Source organism: Sandarakinorhabdus cyanobacteriorum (assembly GCF_002251755.1).
GTDB lineage: Bacteria > Pseudomonadota > Alphaproteobacteria > Sphingomonadales > Sphingomonadaceae > Sandarakinorhabdus > Sandarakinorhabdus cyanobacteriorum.
Window position 1 is genome coordinate 1 of sequence record NZ_NOXT01000125.1, and the last position, 18,491, is coordinate 18,491.

At 66.3% G+C, this 18,491-nt stretch carries 13 protein-coding genes and 1 tRNA gene; 11 read left to right on the forward strand and 3 right to left on the reverse strand.

Features of this window, described 5'->3' with window-relative positions; genetic code table 11:
• Window positions 1-10: 10 nt before the first annotated feature.
• Together CHU93_RS18285 and CHU93_RS15605 are read right to left on the reverse strand one after the other, a co-directional pair.
• Complete coding sequence (locus CHU93_RS18285; protein ID WP_094475078.1) at window positions 11-277, reverse strand: AAA family ATPase; 267 nt, start codon at window positions 275-277, stop codon at window positions 11-13.
• A gap of 42 nt (window positions 278-319) precedes the next feature.
• Window positions 320-2,062 (reverse strand): PHA/PHB synthase family protein, encoded by a 1,743-nt coding sequence (locus tag CHU93_RS15605; protein WP_094475079.1) that lies wholly within the window; start codon window positions 2,060-2,062, stop codon window positions 320-322.
• A gap of 325 nt (window positions 2,063-2,387) precedes the next feature.
• Between CHU93_RS15605 and CHU93_RS15610 the strand changes: the two genes are divergently transcribed.
• From CHU93_RS15610 to CHU93_RS15645, 8 genes are all read left to right on the forward strand, one after another.
• A complete protein-coding gene (locus CHU93_RS15610) occupies window positions 2,388-3,599 on the forward strand; it encodes an LL-diaminopimelate aminotransferase (protein WP_094475080.1) in 1,212 nt (403 codons plus the stop codon).
• Window positions 3,600-3,602: 3 nt separating this feature from the next.
• Window positions 3,603-4,895: a homoserine dehydrogenase gene (locus CHU93_RS15615; RefSeq protein ID WP_094475081.1), complete on the forward strand. Its 1,293-nt coding sequence runs from the start codon at window positions 3,603-3,605 to the stop codon at window positions 4,893-4,895.
• 70 nt (window positions 4,896-4,965) lie between these two features.
• Window positions 4,966-5,946: a class II fructose-bisphosphatase gene (glpX, locus tag CHU93_RS15620; protein ID WP_094475082.1), complete on the forward strand. Its 981-nt coding sequence runs from the start codon at window positions 4,966-4,968 to the stop codon at window positions 5,944-5,946.
• A gap of 204 nt (window positions 5,947-6,150) precedes the next feature.
• On the forward strand, window positions 6,151-7,926 hold the full coding sequence (gene recJ, locus CHU93_RS15625; RefSeq protein ID WP_094475083.1) for a single-stranded-DNA-specific exonuclease RecJ: 1,776 nt from the start codon (window positions 6,151-6,153) through the stop codon (window positions 7,924-7,926).
• Between the two features lie 84 nt (window positions 7,927-8,010).
• A tRNA-Glu gene (locus CHU93_RS15630) sits at window positions 8,011-8,086 on the forward strand.
• A gap of 119 nt (window positions 8,087-8,205) precedes the next feature.
• Complete coding sequence (locus tag CHU93_RS15635; RefSeq protein WP_094475084.1) at window positions 8,206-8,979, forward strand: esterase/lipase family protein; 774 nt, start codon at window positions 8,206-8,208, stop codon at window positions 8,977-8,979.
• Window positions 8,980-9,034: 55 nt separating this feature from the next.
• Window positions 9,035-10,567, forward strand: a complete 1,533-nt coding sequence (locus tag CHU93_RS15640) for a wax ester/triacylglycerol synthase family O-acyltransferase (RefSeq protein ID WP_094475085.1) — start codon at window positions 9,035-9,037, stop codon at window positions 10,565-10,567.
• Between the two features lie 73 nt (window positions 10,568-10,640).
• Window positions 10,641-11,954: an ABC1 kinase family protein gene (locus CHU93_RS15645; RefSeq protein ID WP_094475086.1), complete on the forward strand. Its 1,314-nt coding sequence runs from the start codon at window positions 10,641-10,643 to the stop codon at window positions 11,952-11,954.
• On the opposite strand, the gene CHU93_RS15650 is transcribed toward CHU93_RS15645, so the two are convergent.
• Complete coding sequence (locus tag CHU93_RS15650; RefSeq protein WP_094475087.1) at window positions 11,942-12,418, reverse strand: YbaK/EbsC family protein; 477 nt, start codon at window positions 12,416-12,418, stop codon at window positions 11,942-11,944. The two genes, CHU93_RS15645 and CHU93_RS15650, sit on opposite strands and share 13 nt — an antisense overlap.
• A 137-nt stretch (window positions 12,419-12,555) precedes the next feature.
• On the opposite strand from CHU93_RS15650, the gene CHU93_RS15655 reads away from it, so the two are divergent.
• The 3 genes from CHU93_RS15655 to CHU93_RS15665 are packed head-to-tail and all read left to right on the forward strand — an operon-like array spanning window position 12,556 to window position 18,454.
• Window positions 12,556-13,269, forward strand: a complete 714-nt coding sequence (locus tag CHU93_RS15655) for a LolA-like protein (protein ID WP_133064439.1) — start codon at window positions 12,556-12,558, stop codon at window positions 13,267-13,269.
• Between the two features lie 26 nt (window positions 13,270-13,295).
• The gene (locus CHU93_RS15660; RefSeq protein ID WP_094475089.1) at window positions 13,296-16,508 is read left to right on the forward strand and encodes a WD40/YVTN/BNR-like repeat-containing protein; all 3,213 of its coding nucleotides are present in this window, start codon (window positions 13,296-13,298) and stop codon (window positions 16,506-16,508) included.
• Complete coding sequence (locus CHU93_RS15665) at window positions 16,505-18,454, forward strand: TonB-dependent receptor plug domain-containing protein (protein WP_133064440.1); 1,950 nt, start codon at window positions 16,505-16,507, stop codon at window positions 18,452-18,454. The genes CHU93_RS15660 and CHU93_RS15665 overlap by 4 nt, the downstream gene beginning before the upstream one ends.
• Window positions 18,455-18,491 lie beyond the last annotated feature (37 nt).

Sequence of the window (18,491 nt, forward strand, 5' to 3'; positions counted from 1 at the left end):
CAACCCGAAATCACCCGGCCGGTGAATAATCCGGGCTAGACCAATCATACATTGCACGTCGAGATGCAAGCGTTCTTGAAGCAAGTTCAGGATCGATTGACCTAGATTCTATTGCTGCAATACGAGAAATGGTTGACATTGCGAGATTGAGTGCTCGTAACACATTCGACTTTCCTTCGTTATTTGGCCCCACAAGAACCGTATTATTAGAAAGAGATATCTTTCTAGATTGTGTGATGCTGCGGTAATTTTCAACTGAGAACGTTGCCAGAATCATTGAGTTACCTACTCCTGTCCACTTTCCACTCCGGATCAATAGTCAAATCCGCTCCTTCACATAGGCCCCCGGTGCATCCTCAATAGCAGCATAGCCCCCCTGCCCCGGCGCCCGCGCCGGGACGTGCGCGCCGGAGCGCGGCCCCAGCCAAGAGATCCAGTCGGGCCACCAGCTGCCTTTGGTTTCCTTTGCGCCGGCGATGAAGGCGTCCAAGGTGTCGGCTTTGGTGTCGTTGGTCCAATATTGGTATTTGCCGGAGGATGGGGGGTTGACGACGCCGGCGATGTGGCCGCTACCGGCGAGGACGAAGCGGGTTTCACCGGTGAAGGCGTGGGTGAGTTTGAAGGCTGACCGGGCCGGGGCGATATGGTCTTCGCGGCCGCCCTGGATGTAGCTGGGGGTGGTGACGGTGGCGAGGTTTACGGGCGTGCCGGCGATGGTCATGCCGCCGGGCTTGGCCAGCAGGTTCTGGCGGTACATCTGATCGAGATAGTCCCGGTGCCAGCGGGCGGGGACGTTGGTGGCATCCGAATTCCAGTAGAGCAGGTCGAAGCGGAAATAGTCTTTGCCCAGCATGTAGTTGTTGACGACATAGTTCCAGATCAGGTCGTTTGAGCGCAGCAGGTTGAAGCTGGTGGCCATGTAGCGGCCGTCGAGCACGGGTTTGCCGCTGGTGAGTGTGTCGATGGTGTCGAGGCTGGCATCGTCGACGAAGAGTTTGAGTTCGCCGGCGTCGCTGAAATCGACCTGGGCGGTGAAGAAGGTGGCGGTGGCGACCTTTTCGGCCTGCCCGCGGGCGGTGAGCACGGCGAGTGCGGCGGCGAGCGTGGTGCCGGCGACGCAATAGCCGATCGTGTGGACGGAGGGCACGTCGCAGATCTGGCGGACCAGATCGATGGCGGTGAACATGCCTTCTTCGACATAGGTGTCGATGGTGGCGTCGGCCAGGGTTTCGTCGGCATTTTTCCAGCTGACGACGAAGACGGTGAGCCCTTGCGCGACGGCCCAGCGGATGAAGCTTTTTTCGGCGGTGAGATCGAGGATGTAATATTTGTTGATCCACGGCGGGAAGATCAGCAGCGGGGTGGTGAACACCGTCTCGGTGCTGGGGGCATATTGGATCAGCTGGAACAGGCGGTTCTGGAAGACGATCTTGCCGGGTGTGATGGCGACGTTGCGGCCGACTTCGAAGGCGTTTTCATCGGTCATCCGCATGCGGCCGGCGGAAAGATCGGCGAGCAGATGTTCGAGGCCCTTGATGAGGTTGGCGCCGCCGGTTTCGGCGGTTTTGGCCAGCACTTCGGGATTGGTGGCGAGGAAGTTGGAGGGGCTCATCGCGTCGATGAACTGCTTGATGAGGAATTGCGCCTTGGCCTGTTCGGCGGCGTCGAGCCCATCCAACTGGCCGGCGGCCTGCATGATGTGGCTGGCGGTGAGCAGATAGGATTGGCGCAGGAAATCGAAGGCGGGGTTTTCGGCCCAGGCTTTCCCGGCGAAGCGCTTGTCCTTGATCTGGGCCGGTTCGGCATTGGGGGTGAGGACGCGCTGCCACAGATCGAGCGCATCGGTGAGATAGCGTTGCTGCTGCTCCATCAGGCGGGCGGGATCGGCGAGCATGGCGCTCCACGCCTTGGCCCAGGTGGACATGACGCCGAGCGGATCGGGCACCAGCGGGGGCGCGGCATGCTCCTTCGTCCAGAATTCCAGCATCATCTGCTGGCCCTTGCCCATCAGATCGGTGAGCTGCTGAAAGCTTTGCTGGGCCTGTTCGGCGGGATCGGACATGGTTTCGCGCTCCTGATGGCCTGTTGTGCCCTTGAAGCGCGGGCTTTGCCAAGCCCGGGCTTTTGGGTTATGGCCGCGATGCCGGCGATGGGCCGGCGTGGAGAGACGCGTGCGCCAGCAGGCGACCATTGCAGCCATCATGGCCGGCGCAGCAGCAGCTGCCGCCGCGATTGCCGCTGCCGCCGGCGCGCCGCCACCGACCTGAGGGATAGAGCAAGAATCAAACCCTCTCACCGGCGGCGGCGAAACAAAGATGTTTCTCCGCCGCTTTTCTTTTGCCCGATCACTGCCTAAGGCAGCATCAACCAACCCAACGGAACTGGCCATGCAGGACGAATTTTACCGCATCAAACGCTTGCCGCCCTATGTGATTGCGGAAGTGAACGCCATGCGGGCCGCCGCACGGGCGCGCGGGGAGGACATTATCGACCTGGGCATGGGCAATCCCGATCTGCCGCCGCCGCCGCACGTGATCGCCAAGCTGGCCGAGGTGGCCGCCAAGCCGGATGCGCATGGTTACAGCGCGTCGAAGGGGATTCCGGGGCTGCGGCGGGCGCAGGCGGCCTATTATGACCGGCGGTTCGGGGTTGATCTTGATCCCGATACGGAAGTGGTGGTGACGCTGGGTTCCAAGGAAGGCCTGGCCAATCTGGCGCAGGCGATCACCGCGCCGGGCGATGTGGTGCTGGTGCCCAACCCGTCTTATCCCATTCACACCTTTGGCTTCATCATTGCCGGCGCGACCATCCGCAGCGTGCCGACGACGCCTGACGAGCGTTATTTCGAAGCGCTGGAGCGGGCGGTGCGCTTTACAGTGCCGCGCCCCAGCGTGCTGGTGATGGGATATCCGAGCAACCCGACCGCCGAGGTGGCCGATCTCGCCTTTTACGAGCGGGTGGTGGCGTTTGCGAAGAAGCACAATATCTGGGTGTTGTCGGACCTCGCTTATTCCGAGATTTATTTTGATGGGCAGCCCACCCCGTCGATCCTGCAGGTGCCGGGGGCGAAGGATGTGGCGATCGAGTTCACCTCGCTGTCAAAATCCTATTCGATGGCGGGCTGGCGCATCGGCTTTGCGGTGGGCAACAAGACGCTGATTTCGGCGCTGACGCGGGTGAAATCCTATCTGGATTATGGCGCCTTCACGCCGATCCAGGCGGCGGCGGTGGCGGCGCTGAATGGCCCACAGGATATCGTGGCGCAGAACCGCGCGCTCTATCACCGGCGGCGCGATGTGCTGGTGGAAAGCTTTGGCCGCGCCGGGTGGGAGATTCCGGCACCGCGCGCCAGCATGTTTGCCTGGGCGCCGCTGCCGCCGGCGCTGGCGCATCTGGGGAGCCTCGAATTTTCCAAGCAGCTGCTCACCGAAGCCGGCGTGGCGGTGGCGCCGGGCGTTGGCTATGGCGAGGATGGCGAGGGCTTTGTGCGCATCGCGCTGGTGGAAAATGAGCAGCGGCTGCGCCAGGCGGCGCGCAACATCAGGAAATATCTGCAATCGATGGGCGTGAACACGCCATCGGTGAAGGCGGGGGGCTGAGCCATGGCAAGCGCACTTCACATCGGGATCGCCGGGTTGGGCAATGTGGGCGCCGGCGTGGTGAAGATATTGGCGCAGAACGCCGATCTGGTGGCGCGGCGGGCGGGGCGGCCGATCGTGGTGACGGCGGTGAGCGCGCGGGATCGCAACCGGGATCGCGGCATCAGCCTGGACGGCATCGCCTGGGTGGATGATGCCGCCGAACTCGCCACCCGCGATGATGTGGATGTGGTGGTGGAATTGATCGGCGGCAGCGATGGCCCGGCGTTGACGCTGGCCCGCCGGACGCTGGGCGCGGCCAAGCCGCTGGTGACGGCCAACAAGGCGATGCTGGCGCATCATGGCCTGGAACTGGCGCAGATGGCGGAGGCGGCCGACCTGCCGCTGAAGTATGAAGCGGCGGTGGCCGGCGGCATTCCGGTGATCAAGGGGATTTCGGAAGGCAGCGCCGCCAACCGGATCACCCGCGTTTATGGCCTGATGAACGGCACCTGCAATTATATCCTGTCACGCATGGAAGCCGAAGGCCTGGGCTTTGCCGAGGTGCTCGCCGATGCGCAGGCTTTGGGCTTTGCCGAGGCGGACCCGAGTTTCGACATTGATGGCATCGACACGGCGCACAAATTGTCGATCCTGGCGGCGCTGGCCTTTGGCGCGGCGCTGGATTTTGCCGGCGTGGCCTGCACCGGCATCCGCGCCATCGAAAGCGCCGATATCGCCCAGGCCGCCGCGCTGGGTTTCCGCATCAAGCTCGTGGGCCTGGCGGAAGCCGAGGATGGCAGATTGTTCCAGCGCGTGCACCCGGCGCTGGTGCCGATGGCGCATCCGGTGGCAACCACGATGGGCAGTCTGAACGCCTTGGTGGTGGAAGGCGATTTCGTCGGCCGGCTGTTCTTCCAGGGGCGCGGTGCCGGCGAAGGGCCGACGGCGAGCGCGGTGGTGGCCGATCTGGTCGATATCGCGCGCGGTGATGTGCGGCCGCCCTTCGTGATGCCGGTGGCCGATCTGGCCGCCCTGCCCCGCGCCGATGCGGCCGGCCGGCGCGGGCGTTATTATCTGCGCCTGAACGTGGCCGATCGCGCCGGCGTGCTGGCGGAGCTGACGGCGGCGCTGCGCGACTGCGGGGTTTCCATCGAAAGCCTGGTGCAGCGCGGCACGTCGAGCAGCGGCGATGCCATGGTGGTGATGGTCACCCACGAGGCCCGCGAAGCCGATGTGGTGGACAGTCTGGCCCGCATGGCCGCATCCCCATCGGTGGTGGGGCAGCCGGTGATGATGCACATACTGGATTTTTGACGCCTTTCGCCCATGGCGTGGCGGGCGTAAGGCTGTGCGCCATTGATTCGGATTACGGGGTGGACAGAAAATGACGGCTCCCAGCCATGTGCTTGATCGCGTGCTTGTGCTCGAAATGGTGCGGGTCACCGAATATGCCGCCATCGGGGCATCAAAGCTGATCGGGCGCGGCAACGAGAAGGCCGCCGATGCCGCCGCCGTGGAAGCGATGCGCAACGCGCTGAATCAGCTGGATTTTGACGGCACGGTGGTGATCGGCGAAGGCGAGCGTGACGAGGCGCCGATGCTGTTCATCGGTGAAAAGGTGGGCAAGGCGATCGGCACCGGCCCGCGCATCGATATCGCGCTCGATCCGCTGGAAGGCACCACCATCACCGCCAAGGCCGGGCCCAACGCGCTGGCCGTGCTGGCCATCGCCGAAGAGGGCGGGCTGTTGAATGCGCCCGATGTCTATATGGACAAGCTGGCGGTTGGCCCCGGCTATCCCGAAGGCATCATCAGCCTGGACAAGACGCCGACCCAGAATGTCGAGGCGGTGGCAGCGGCCAAGGGTGTGCACCCGTCGGACACCATTGTCTGCGTGCTCGACCGGCCGCGCCACGAGAGCCTGATTGCCGAGTTGCGCGCGCTGGGCTGCGGCATCATGCTGATCCCCGATGGCGATGTGGCCGGCGTGATCGCCACCACCGATCCCGAGACCGGCATTGATCTCTACATGGGTTCGGGCGGGGCGCCGGAAGGCGTGCTGGCGGCCGCCGCGCTGCGCTGCGTCGGCGGGCAGATGCAGGGCCGCCTGTTGTTCCGCAACGATGATGAACGCGGCCGTGCGCGCCGCTGGGGCATCACCGATCTTGATCGCATCTATGGCCTGGAAGACATGGCCAAGGGCGATTGCATCTTTGCCGCCACCGGCGTCACCGATGGCTCCCTGCTGAAGGGGGTGAAGCGGCGCAAGAATGGCGTGATCACCACCGAGACCATCGTGATGCGCGCCTCCACCGGCACCGTGCGCCGGGTGAGCGGGGAGCATCGCGCCGTGCGGCATCCCTGAGTTTTATATCCTCCCCCTCTGGGGGAGGTGCCCGCAGGGCGGAGGGGGCGGCGAGGGCCGCGCTCACAGGGCCCCCTCCGTCGCCTTCGGCGACACCTCCCCCAGAGGGGGAGGATCCATTGTGGTGCGGGTGCCACCCCCCCAGACAAGTTTGGGCAGGATCAGGACTATTGCCCGAATCCGCTGCACTGCCCATGACAGGGCATGGACTCCCCCCGCCCCGTCTTCGGCATCAGCACCTCCCTCACCGGCCAGCGTTGGGCCTGGCGGGGGGGCTTGCCGCCGGGGAATGGGCTGGATGGGCGGGGCGATGATGAGCTGCTGCACCATCTGTTCCGCACGCGCGGCGGCGAACCGCCGGATTTTGCCCGGCTGAAGGCGCCGACACTCCGCGACTGGTTGCCCGACCCCTCCATCTTTGCCGACATGGACCGCGCCGCCGAACGGCTGGCCGAGGCGCTGGCGCGGGACGAGATGATCGTTGTTTACGGCGATTATGATGTGGATGGCGCCACATCGGCCGCCGTGCTCATCCGATACTTGCGCAGCTGTGGCGGCAAGGTCGGCCATTATATCCCCGACCGGCTGCTGGAAGGCTATGGCCCGTCGGCGGAGGCGCTGGTGGCATTGAAACAGGCCGGCGCCGACCTGGTGGTGACGGTGGATTGCGGCACGCAGGGGTTCGCCGCGCTGGAAGCCGCCAGGGCCGCCGGACTGGATGTGATCGTGGTGGATCACCACAAGGCCAGCACCGCCCTGCCCCCGGCCGTGGCGTTGGTGAACCCCAACCGGCTGGATGAAGCCGCCGATGCGGCGCAGTTTGGCCATCTGGCGGCCGTGGGCATGGCCTTTCTGCTTGCCGTTGCGCTGAACCGGCTGCTGCGCGCCAAGGGCTGGTTTGTCCACCGGGATGAACCCAATCTGATGGCGCTGATCGATCTGGTGGCGCTGGGCACGGTGGCCGATGTGGCGGCGCTCCGGGGCCTCAACCGCGCCTTTGTCACCCAGGGGCTGAAGGTGATGGCGCGGCGGGAAAACATTGGCATGGCGGCGCTGGCCGATGCCGCCCGGCTCAATCGCGCGCCGGTGGCCCGCGATCTGGGCTTTGCGTTGGGGCCGCGGGTGAATGCCGGCGGGCGCGTGGGCCAGGCCGATCTGGGCGTGCGGCTGCTCACCACCCATGATGCCGCCGAAGCCGCCGAGATCGCCGCCCGACTGGGCCAGTTGAACCAGGAACGCCGCGCCATCGAACAGGCGGTGACCGATGCGGCGCTGGCCACCGCCACACCGGCACCCGGCTGCACGCTGGTGGCGGGGCAAGGCTGGCACCCCGGCGTGATCGGCATTGTCGCCAGCCGGCTGAAGGAGCGGCTGGGCCGGCCGGCCATCGTGATCGCCATTCAGGAGGATGGCACCGCCAAGGGGTCCGGCCGGTCGATCACTGGCGTTGATCTGGGCGCGGCGGTGCTGGCGGCAGCCGATCATGGCCTGCTGATCGCCGGCGGCGGCCATGCCATGGCGGCGGGGCTGACGGTGGCGGCTGACCGGATTGGCGCGCTGGATGAATTTTTGAACGATCGCATGGCGGCCGCGGTGGCAGCAGCCACGGCGGAGCGCAGCCTGTCGATCGATGTCGCCGTGGCGCCGCGCGGGCTGAATGCCGGGCTGGTGGACGTGCTGGAAACGGCCGGGCCCTATGGCCAGGGCTGGCCGGCGCCGCGCGTTGCCGCCGGGCCGTTCCAGATCGTGGACAGCCGGATCGTGGGCGACAATCATCTGCGGCTGCAACTGGCCGGTGCCGATGGCGGGCGCATCAAGGCGATGGCCTGGCGGCAGGGCGACAGCGAGATGGGCGCCCTGTTGCAGGGCGCGCGTGGTCGGCCGATCCATGTCGCCGGCAGGGTGAAACGCGACGATTGGACCGGCGGCAACGCCGTGGAACTGGAGCTGGACGACGCCGCCTTTGCCGATGGCCGTTGAGGCAGGACGATTTTTCCACAGTTTCCGGCAAAATGGCGGTTGACGCGGCGGCCCCATGCCAATAACAGGCGGCCTCTCGCTGCTGGTCCCTTCGTCTAGCGGTCTAGGACGTCGCCCTTTCACGGCGAAAACACGGGTTCGAGTCCCGTAGGGATCACCATCTTCAAAAGAGCCGGAACCTTCGGGTTCCGGCTTTTTTGTTACGGCATCGTTGGTTGCGTATTGGCTCGGCCGGGTGCAGGGTTCCCGCTATGTCCGCCGCCAGAAAGGCCGCACATCATGTCGACTGCCGCTGCCACCGCTCCTGCCGCCCGGCTTCGGGCCCCGTCCATGCTGCTCACCCTGTCGGAAGGCCGCGGCCTGATGGAGCTGGCGGCCGCCGTTGCCACACGGCCGCTGATGATGACCGCGCCCAAGGGCGATGGCCACCCGGTGCTGGTGCTGCCCGGTTTCATGGCGAGCGACACCTCCACCGCGCCCTTGCGCAAATATCTCCGCGATCTGGGCCATGATGCCCGGCCCTGGGGCAATGGCCGCAACCTGGGCCGATTTTACAAGATGCGCGATGTGATGCGCCAGCAGCTGGCCGATCTTCATGCCGAAACCGGCCGCAAGGTCTCGCTGGTCGGCTGGAGCCTGGGCGGGGTGTTTTCGCGCTATCTGGCGCTGACCAATCCCGATGCGGTGCGCTGCGTGATCACGCTGGGCAGCCCGTTTTCCGGCGACATCAACGCCACCAACGCCAAGCGGCTTTATGAATATATGTCGAAGGAAGGCGATCCCGATCCCAATGATCTGACGCTGCTGGCCGGCGATCTGCCGGTGCCCAATTCGTCGATCTACACCAGGCTGGATGGCGTGGTGAACTGGCGCACCTGCATCGCGAAGCCGGCGCCCAATGCCGAGAATATCGAGGTGCATCTGGCCAGCCATCTTGGCATCGGCGTCAACCCGGCGGCGCTGTGGGCCGTGGCGGACCGGCTGGCACAACCGGAAGGCCATTTCACCCCCTTCCGCCGCAATGGGCCGTTCGCCTTCGCATACGCCGGTTGACTTTCGCTGGCGAAGGCCACCACTCTGCCATTCGGGATGAATGGGGGATGGGCCAATGGCTGATGCGGTGAAGCTTTCGACGCTGGATGCCGGGTTTCTTTACATGGAAACGCCGGAAATGCCGATGCATGTCGGCTCCCTGTCCATGTTCCAGCTGCCCGATGGCTATGAAGGCGATTTCTTCGAGGCGTTCAAGGCGCAGATTGCCGACCGGCTGGCCGATGCGCCGATGCTGAAGCGCAAGCTGGCGCGCGCCGCGCTGGACATGGACCACCCGAGCTGGGTGGAGGATGAGCAGTTCGACATCAACCGCCAGATTTTCCGCGCCAGCCTGGCCGCGCCGAGCGACACGGCCGCGCTCCGCCGCACCGTGGGCTGGATGCATGCCAAGCTGCTGAACCGCGCCCGGCCGCTGTGGGAATTTTATGTGTTTGAAAACATGCCGGGCAACCAGGTTGGCCTGTATGTGAAGATCCATCATGCGCTGATCGATGGCGGTGCCGGCGTGGCGCTGACCAAGATCATCTATGACGTGGTGCCCAATGCCGGGCCACGGGTGCGCGCGCCGGCGGCGGAACCGGCCGAAGCCGAGGACAAACCGGGTCTGGCCGAAACCGCCAGCAACGCCATGCAATCCTATCTGCGCTTCTGGCAGGCGCCGTTTTCGCCCGAGGCGGTGGATTTCAAGCTGCCGCGCACCGGCAAGACCGATCTGGGATCGGTGCTGCTCGATCACATGGCCGGCCAGGTGGAGATGGGCGTGAAATTCGCTGCCGCGCTGCCGGCGATGGCGGGGGCGGCGACCCGCTCCATGGCCAGCTTCATCGATCCGGCGCGATTGTCTGATCTGCAGAATCTGGTGGCGCCCAAGACCGCGCTCAACAAATCGATCAGTTCGGAACGCGCCTTTGGCAGCATCACCCTGTCGCTGCCGCGGGTGAAGGCGGTGGGCAAGGCCGCCGGCGGATCGCTGAACGATGCGGTGATGGCGATTTCGGCCGGCATCCTGCGGCGCTATCTGCGCGACACGGGCGGCGTGCCCGACAAGCCGCTGACCGCAGGCGTGCCGATCTCGCTGCGCGATGAAGGCAATGCCAACACAAACAACCAAGTGTTCGCGATGATCTGCCCGCTGGCAACCAACATCGATGATCCCAGGCAGCGGCTGGAAACCATCGTTGCCGAAAGCGGCAAGGCCAAGGAAATGGTGAACCCGTTCAAGGCCTTTGTGCCGTTGATGACCAATGCCTCGGCGCTGGGCCTGCCGGTGGCGGCGCAGCTCCTGGCGCTGCTTTATTCCCGCTCGGGCCTGGCGGACGTGCTGCCGCCGGCCACCAATGTGTGCATTTCAAACGTGCCGGGCCCGCGCATGACGCTTTATGCCGCCGGGGCCGAGCTGCTGCATCTTTATCCGGTTTCCATCGTCACCCACGGCATGGCGCTGAACATCACCGTGCAGGGCTATCGCGACCAGCTGGATTTCGGCCTGATCGCCGGGGCCAATATCCTGCCCGAGGTGCAGGGCCTGGCCGACCTGCTGGAAGAGGAACTGGTGGTGCTGGAACAGGCGTTCGGGCTGGCGGCCTGACGCCGGGCGTTTTTCCCAGCGCGGCAATCACCCGCACTGGCGGGGCCGGGCCTTTGACGGCAAGGGCTTGGCCATGCTCCCGGTCCGCCCCCGCACTGTCCCCTCCTCCCGTCTGTCACGGCTGGCGGGCTTTGGCCGGCTGGCTGGCGGCATTGCCGGCAATGTGATCGGCGGCGGCGCGCGCGAGATGCTGAAGGGGCAGAAGCCCGATCTGCCCAGCCTGCTGCTCACCCCCGCCAACGCCAAACGGCTGGCCGATGAACTGGCGCGGCTGCGCGGTGCGGCGATGAAGCTGGGCCAGCTGATCAGCATGGATGGCGGCGAGGTGCTCCCGCGCGAGCTGGCCGACATATTGGCGCGGCTGCGGGCCGAGGCCGATCCGATGCCGGAAAAGCAGCTGAACGCCGCGCTGGAGGCCGGCTGGGGGCCGGGTTGGGAAGGCCAGTTCCAGCGCTTTGACCGCACGCCGATTGCCGCGGCCTCCATCGGCCAGGTGCACCGGGCGGTGGCGCTGGATGGCCGCGATCTGGCGATCAAGGTGCAATATCCGGGCGTTGCGGCCAGCATCGATGCCGATGTCGACAATGTGGCGACGCTGGTGAAGCTGTCGGGCCTGTTGCCGGCCGGCTTTGCGCTGGATCCGCTGCTGGAAGAGGCCAAGCGCCAGCTGCATCAGGAGGCCGATTACGCCCGCGAAGGCGCCATGCTGGCGCGCTTTGGCGAACTGGCGGCGGATTGGCCCGATGTGGTGGTGCCGGCGCTGGCCGCCGATCTGTCGCGGCCGACGATATTGGCCATGGGCCATGTGAAGGGGGTCGCCATCGACAAGGCCGCCGCCCTGCCCCAGGCCGAGCGTGACCGGTTGATGACGCTGATGCTGCGCATCCTGATGGCGGAATTGTTCGATTGGCGGCTGATGCAGACCGATCCCAATTTTGCCAATTACCGCTATGACCTCAACAGCGGCCGGCTGGTGCTGCTGGATTTTGGCGCGGCAAGGCCAGTGCCCGACCATATCAGCGATGGCTATCGCGCGCTGCTGGCATCGGGCCTGGCTGGGGACGATGCGGCGCTGCTGCGGGCGATGGCCGCTATCGGCATCTTGCCGCCCGCCGCCCCGGCCGCCATGGAAAACACGATTTTGGCGATGGCCCGCGATGGCTTCGCGCCGCTGCGGCTGGATGGGCCGTTCGATTTCGGCGCTGGCGGGCTGGCCAGCAATCTGAAGGACCAATCGCAGACGCTGATCGGCCAGCGCGACCATTTCACCGCGCCGCCGCCCGATGTGCTGTTCATCCAGCGCAAGATCGCCGGCATGTATCTGCTGGCGGCCCGGTTGAAGGCGCGGGTGGACGTGGCGGCGCTGGTGCGGCCCTACACCGGCTGATCCGGCAGTTTGCAGGCATCCACCCAGCCCTTGGCCAGGAGATCGGCCAGGCGCTGCGGCGCGATTTTGACCGAGCTTTCGCGGCTGCCGGCCGCAGGGAACACGGTGTCGAATGCCTGCAACGACACATCCAGCCACACCGGCAGCGGGGTCTTGAGGCCGAAGGGGCAGACGCCGCCCACGGCATGGCCGGTCAGCGCCAGGGTTTCCTCTGCGTCCAGCATGCGTGGCTTGCCGCCCAGCGCGGCGCGGCATTTGGCGTTGTCGAGCCGGGCGGTGCCGCTGGTGACGAGCAACAGCGCCTCGCCATTCACCCGCATGGCCAGTGACTTGGCGATGCGCGCCGGTTCGACGCCGAGGGCGGCGGCGGCTTCGGCCACGGTGGCGGTGGAGGCGCCGGGAATGATCACCGGCACATCGGGCGCATGCGCCGCCAGCCAGTCCAGAACCTGCTTGTGTCCCATGGGTCTTTGCTAGCCCGGCTTTGCCGCAATGCACAAGAGTATTGGATTGACAATACACCAAGGCTGCGGCAGAAATTTGCCATCAACCACCGATGATCCTTGGGGGATTTATGCGAATCGCTTGCCTCGCGCTTGGCGTGCTTTTGCTGGCATCGGCCGCCGTGGCGCAGCCGGCGGCGCCTGCGCCCAGCGCCGATGAACTGGTGCAGAAAAATCTGGCGGCCCGTGGCGGCCAGGCCGCCATGGCCGGGCTGACCAGCCTGACGCTTGACGGCAAGCTGGTGTTTCCCGGCGGCTTCGAGCTGACCTATCACGAGGTGCGGTCAGGCGGCGCGGTGCGCGTGGAGGCGGCGCTGCAGGGCCTGACGCTGGTGCAGGCCTATGACGGCAAGGGCGGCGGCTGGCGCATCAACCCGTTCGAGGGCCGCAAGGATGCCGAGGCGATGGGCGATGACGAGGCGCGCAGCCTGGCGGATGCCGCCGCCATCCAGGGCGTGTTGCTGAGCGCGAAGGCCGATGGCGCCACCATCACCTATCTGGGCCGCGAGGATTTTGACGGCACCGATTGTTACAAGCTGAAGGTGACCCAGAAGGATGGTGACGAGTTCGTCTATCTGATCGATCCCGATTCGATGCTGGAGGTGAAGATCACCGAAACGCGGCGGATCCGCGGCGCGGTGCAGGTGAGCGAGACCGAGCTGGGCGATTATGAGGCGGTGAACGGGGTGATGTTCCCGATGTCGGTGGAAAGCGGGCCGCAGGGCGCCAGCGAGCGCCAGCGCACCATCATCACCAAGGCTGCGGCCAACGAAGCCGCACCGGCCACGCTGTTCGCGCAGCCGGGCAAGTGAACCAGGGGATTTGGGGGAACATGACCATGACGCGTTTCGCGCTTCTCGCCGGCTCTGCGCTGGCGCTTGCTGTTGCCGGCCCGGTGCTGGCCGCCGACACGCCCACCGCCGGCATTTCGGGGTTGGGCATCCGCAACATCGGTTCGGCCGAAATGTCGGGCCGCATCGCCGCCATCGCCGCCCGGGCCGAGGATGACGGCAAGCTGACCATCTTTGTGGGCGCCGCCAGCGGTGGCGTGTGGAAATCCGAAGACGGCGGCACCAGCTTCACGCCGAAGTTTGACCGGCAGCCGGTGCAATCGATCGGTGCCATCGCGCTCGACCCTTCGAACAAGCGCATCGTGTGGGTGGGCACCGGCGAAAGCTGGACTCGCAACAGCGTTTCGGTGGGCAACGGCATCTACAAATCCACAGACGGCGGCGACAACTGGACCCTGATGGGCCTGCCCAATGTGGAGCGCATCACCAAGATCGTCGTGCACCCAACCAACAGCGACATCGTCTATGCCTGCGCCCCCGGCGCGCTGTGGAGCGACAGTGCCGACCGTGGCCTCTACAAGACGACCGACGGCGGCAAGACCTGGGTGCAGATCCTGAAGGGCGCCAATCTTTCGACCGGCTGTTCGGGCGTGAGCCTGGACCCGTCGAACCCGGATCGCATCCTTGCCGGCCTGTGGGATTTCCGGCGCAAGGGCTGGAGCTTCCGGTCGGGCGGCGATGGCCCGGATGCGCCGTCGGGCAGCGCCATGCTGGTATCGAACGATGGCGGCAAGACCTGGACCAACCTGGATGCCACCAGCGCCAAGGGCCTGCCCAAGGGCCCGTGGGGCCGCATCGAGGTGGTGCATGCCCCGTCCAAGCCGGAGCGCGTCTATGCCGTGATCGAGCATGCCAAGACCGCGCTCTACGTGTCCAATGACGGCGGCAAGACCTGGGAAGAGCGCGACCGCAGCCGCAACATGGTCTGGCGCCCCTTCTATTTCCAGAAGCTGGTGGTGGACCCGACCAACGCTGACCGCCTGTTCAAGATGAACCTGCGTGTGATCGTTTCGGACAATGGCGGCAAGAGCTTCACCGACACCGCCGGCAACAGCCATGCCGACTGGCACGATGTGTGGGTGAACCCCAAGAACCCCAGCCACCTGATCGGTGCCGACGATGGCGGCCTGTGGATCAGCTATGACGGCGGTTCGAAATGGTGGCACGGCATGAACCTGCCGATCAGCCAATTCTATCATGTCGCCATCGACGACAAGGACCCGTATCAGGTCTATGGCGGCCTGCAGGACAATTCGTCGTGGGTGGGTGACAGCGAATATCCGGGCGGCATCACCAACAGCCGCTGGGAAAATCTTTATGGCGGCGATGGGTTCTGGGTGCTGCCCGATCCCGCCAGCCCCGATCATGTCTATGCCGAATATCAGGGCGGCAACATCGCCTGGATCAACCGCAAGACGCTGGAGCAGAAGGCCATCCAGCCCAAGCCGGGTTACAAGGAAAAGCTGCGCTGGAACTGGAACACGCCGCTGGCGCTCAGCCCGCACGACAAGTCGGTGCTCTATATGGGCAGCCAGTATCTGCACCGCACGCGTGACCATGGCACGACGTGGGAGCGCATTTCGCCGGATCTGACCACCAACAACCCGTTGAAACAGCAGCAGGAAAAATCGGGCGGCATCACGGTGGACAACAGCTCCGCCGAAATGCACACCACCATCTATTCGATCAGCGAAAGCCCGAAGGCGGCCGGCACCATCTGGGTCGGCACCGATGATGGCAATGTGCAGGTGACGACCAATGGCGGCACCAGCTGGACCAATGTCACCAAGGCGCTGAAGCTGGGGCCCGACAATTGGGTGAGCTGGGTGGAAGCCAGCGTGGCTGATGCCAACACCGCCTATGTGACGGTGGACCGGCACATGTGGGGCGATTTCGCGCCGCATGTGTTTGTGACGCGCGATGGCGGCAAGGGCTTCACGCGGCTGGCCGGCCCGGCCACCGCGGGCGTGCGCGGCTATGCCCATGTCATCAAGGAGGATCGGGTTTCGCCCAACATCCTGTATCTGGGCACGGAGTTCGGCCTGTTCATCAGCCGCGACACCGGCGCCACCTGGGAAGAATTCCGCCCCGGCAATTTCCCGGCGGTGGCGGTGCGCGACATCGCGCAGTCGAAGAAGGGCGATGATCTGGTGCTGGCCACCCACGGCCGCGGCATCTGGGTGATCGACGATGTGTCCCCGCTGCGCGCGCTGAAGGCCGAAACGCTGGCGGCCAATGCCGTGCTGATCGCCGGGCCACCGGTGGAACAGCGCATCCAGGGCAATGGCGGCTGGAGTGCCGGCGATGCCATGTATGTGGGCCAGAACCCGTCTGACGGGGCGGTGATCACCTATTACCAGAAGGCGCGCCATGTGATCGGCCGCATGAAGCTGGAAATCATCGGGCCGGATGGCAATGTGGTGGAAGAACTGCCGACCTCCAAGCGCAAGGGGCTGAACCGGGTGGTGTGGTCGATGCGGACCAAGCCGCCGGTGGTGCCGCCGGCGGCCAGCATCGCCGGCAACAGCATCGTGGGCCAGCGCGTGCTGCCCGGCACCTATACGGTGCGGCTGACCAAGGCCGGCCAAGTCACCGATGTGCCCTTGACCATCACCACCGATGCCCGCGCCAACTTCACCCTCGACGACCGCAAGGCCCAATATGATGCGGCCGAGCGGGTGAAGGCGCTGTTCCGCCGCATGACCGGGCTGACCTTTGGCCTGGTGGCCATGAAGGCCGGTGCCGAAAGGGCCGCTGCCGATCCCGCTGCCACCCCGGCGGCGAAGAAGGCGGCGCTGGAACTGGCCGGCAAGGCCGATGCCCTGCGCAAGCAGGTGGTGGCCACCACCGAAGGCGGTGCCATCACCGGCGAGGAGCGGCTGCGCGAGAATATGGACGCGGCCTATGGCCAGATCATCAGCACCGAAGGCCGGCCGCCGGCCTATGCCGTCGCCCGTGTTGATGCGCTGGAAAAGGAGCTGAAGGAGGTGGAGGACGCCTTCGCCGCCCTGAAGGCCAGCAAGGCCGCGGCGCTGAATGTCGAACTCAAGGCCGCGGGCCTGGCGCCGATCAGCCTGGCGGCGGTTGCCGTTGATCTGGTGCCCACCGGCGGCCAGATGACGGCGCTTGGCCGCGGCATGATCGGCGGGCGTTATTTCGGTGACTTCCGGCAGCTCGCCTTCCCGCGCAAGAAGCGGTGAGAGCGCTTGTTCCGGCATTGATGCTGGCTGGCCCGGCGGTGGCAGGAGCCACCGCCGGGCCAGTTGCCTTTCCGGGCGAGACCCTGATCACCGTGACAGCGCCGGCCACCCCCGGCCGGGTGCTGAGCCCCGGCGTGGGCCTTTCGGCCGAAGCCCTGCTCGACCGGCAGCCGCGCAGTGTTGCCGATGCCCTGCGCGGCTTGCCCGGCGTGTCGATCCGGCCCAATTCGCGCGGCGAAAGCGTGGTCAGGGTGCGCGGCAGCGAGGAACGCCAGACCCAGGTGTTTCTGGATGGCGCGCCGCTGGCGGTGCCATGGGATGGCCGCATCGATCTGGGGCTGGTGCCGGCCGGGCTGATCGGCCGGCTGGCCGTGCGCAAGGGGGCCGGTGCCATCGAATATGGCGCCAATGCCGTGGCCGGCGTGCTGGATCTGACCACGCGGGACGAAGGCGCCGTGGGCCAGGCCCAGGCCGGCAGCTATGGCATCCGCAACCTGTCGGCCGCCGGGGTGGTGCCGCTGGGCGGGTTGACGCTGGCAATCGGGGCAGCGCACCAGGCGCAATCGGCGGCTGTGGTTGCCCGGCAATCGGCCCTGCCCTTCAGCCAGGCGGCATCGGATCGGCGCACCAATAGCGATATCAACGCCACCAGCCTGTTTGCCGGCATCGGCGGCGCGGCCGGCGCGCTCGACTGGCGCGCCAGCCTGCTGCACATCGATGCCGATCGCGGCATCGCGCCGGAATCCGATCGCGACCCGGCAGTGACCGCGCCGCGCTATTGGCGCTATCCGGATTGGCGCCTGACCCAGGCGCAGGTGGCGCTGCAACTGGCGCTGGGCGATGCCACGGCGCGGGCCACCCTCTGGCGGCAATGGTTTGGCCAGGCCATCTTGTCGTATCGCGATGCCAGCTATTCCGCGCTGCGCGCCCGTGAGGGCAATGATGACGACACGCTGGGCGCGCGGCTGACCCTGGCGCACCCGATCGGCCCGGTCACCCTGCGCTGGAGCCTGTCGGGGCAGACGTCCGACCACCAGCAGACCGATGTGGCCTTCCCGCCCGCAACGGTGCCCGCCCCCCTTCTGTATCGCCAGACTCTGCTGTCGGGCGGGGTGGAGGCCGATGTGCCGCTGGCCGCCGGCACGGCGCTCACCCTGGGCCTGGGCTATGACCGCAGCGCCAACCCGCGCACGGGGGACAAGCCGGCCCAGCCGGTCAATGGCGCCGCGACCTTTTCCGCCGCGCTGCGCACCAGCCCGGCCGCTGGCCTGACCATCACGGCATCTGCCGGGCGGCGCAACCGCTTCCCTTCCGCGCGCGAGTTGTTTGGCGAGGCACTGGGCCGCTTTCTGGCCAATCCCGATCTGAAGCCGGAACAGCTGTGGCTGACCGATATCGAGCTGCAGTGGCAGACGGGCCCCCTCACCCTCACGCTCGACCCCTTCTGGCAGCGCGGGCTGGGCAGCATTGGCCAGCGCGTCGTGCGCGTGGGCCCGGCCAGCTTGCGCCAGCGCTTCAACCAGGTGGCCACCACCAGCTATGGCATCGATGCCGCCGTGCAATGGCGGGTGCAGGAACATCTGACCCTGGAACTGACCGGCACCGCACTGGATGCCGGCAACAGTCTCGGCCAACCGTTGGTGCAGCGGCCGGCGCAGGAGCTGATGCTGGCGCTGGATTGGGCACCACGGGCCGCGTTCGATATGCGCGCCGAAATCCGCCACATCGGCCCGGCGCGCGATCTGGCGCCCGATGGCACGCTGGCCCGCCTGGCCCCGGGCGCCGAGGTGAACCTGCGCGCCCGCCTGCCCGTGGCCCATATCGGCAAGGCACCGATCGCCCTGACCGCAGCGGCCGACAATCTGTTCAACGGCCTGATCACGCCGCAACTGGGGCTGCCGCTGCCGGGCCGAACCTTGCGGATTGGCCTGATGGTTGGGGGTTGAGAGCCGGCATCCAAGCCGCTATAGCCAAGCCAAAGGC

Coding starts and splice junctions, on each gene's coding strand:
- CHU93_RS18285 (WP_094475078.1), bottom strand. CDS start 277: ATGATTCTGGCAACGTTCTCAGTTGAAAATTACCGCAGCATCACACAA.
- CHU93_RS15605 (WP_094475079.1), bottom strand. CDS start 2,062: ATGTCCGATCCCGCCGAACAGGCCCAGCAAAGCTTTCAGCAGCTCACC.
- CHU93_RS15610 (WP_094475080.1), top strand. CDS start 2,388: ATGCAGGACGAATTTTACCGCATCAAACGCTTGCCGCCCTATGTGATT.
- CHU93_RS15615 (WP_094475081.1), top strand. CDS start 3,603: ATGGCAAGCGCACTTCACATCGGGATCGCCGGGTTGGGCAATGTGGGC.
- glpX (WP_094475082.1), top strand. CDS start 4,966: ATGACGGCTCCCAGCCATGTGCTTGATCGCGTGCTTGTGCTCGAAATG.
- recJ (WP_094475083.1), top strand. CDS start 6,151: ATGGACTCCCCCCGCCCCGTCTTCGGCATCAGCACCTCCCTCACCGGC.
- CHU93_RS15635 (WP_094475084.1), top strand. CDS start 8,206: ATGTCGACTGCCGCTGCCACCGCTCCTGCCGCCCGGCTTCGGGCCCCG.
- CHU93_RS15640 (WP_094475085.1), top strand. CDS start 9,035: ATGGCTGATGCGGTGAAGCTTTCGACGCTGGATGCCGGGTTTCTTTAC.
- CHU93_RS15645 (WP_094475086.1), top strand. CDS start 10,641: ATGCTCCCGGTCCGCCCCCGCACTGTCCCCTCCTCCCGTCTGTCACGG.
- CHU93_RS15650 (WP_094475087.1), bottom strand. CDS start 12,418: ATGGGACACAAGCAGGTTCTGGACTGGCTGGCGGCGCATGCGCCCGAT.
- CHU93_RS15660 (WP_094475089.1), top strand. CDS start 13,296: ATGACGCGTTTCGCGCTTCTCGCCGGCTCTGCGCTGGCGCTTGCTGTT.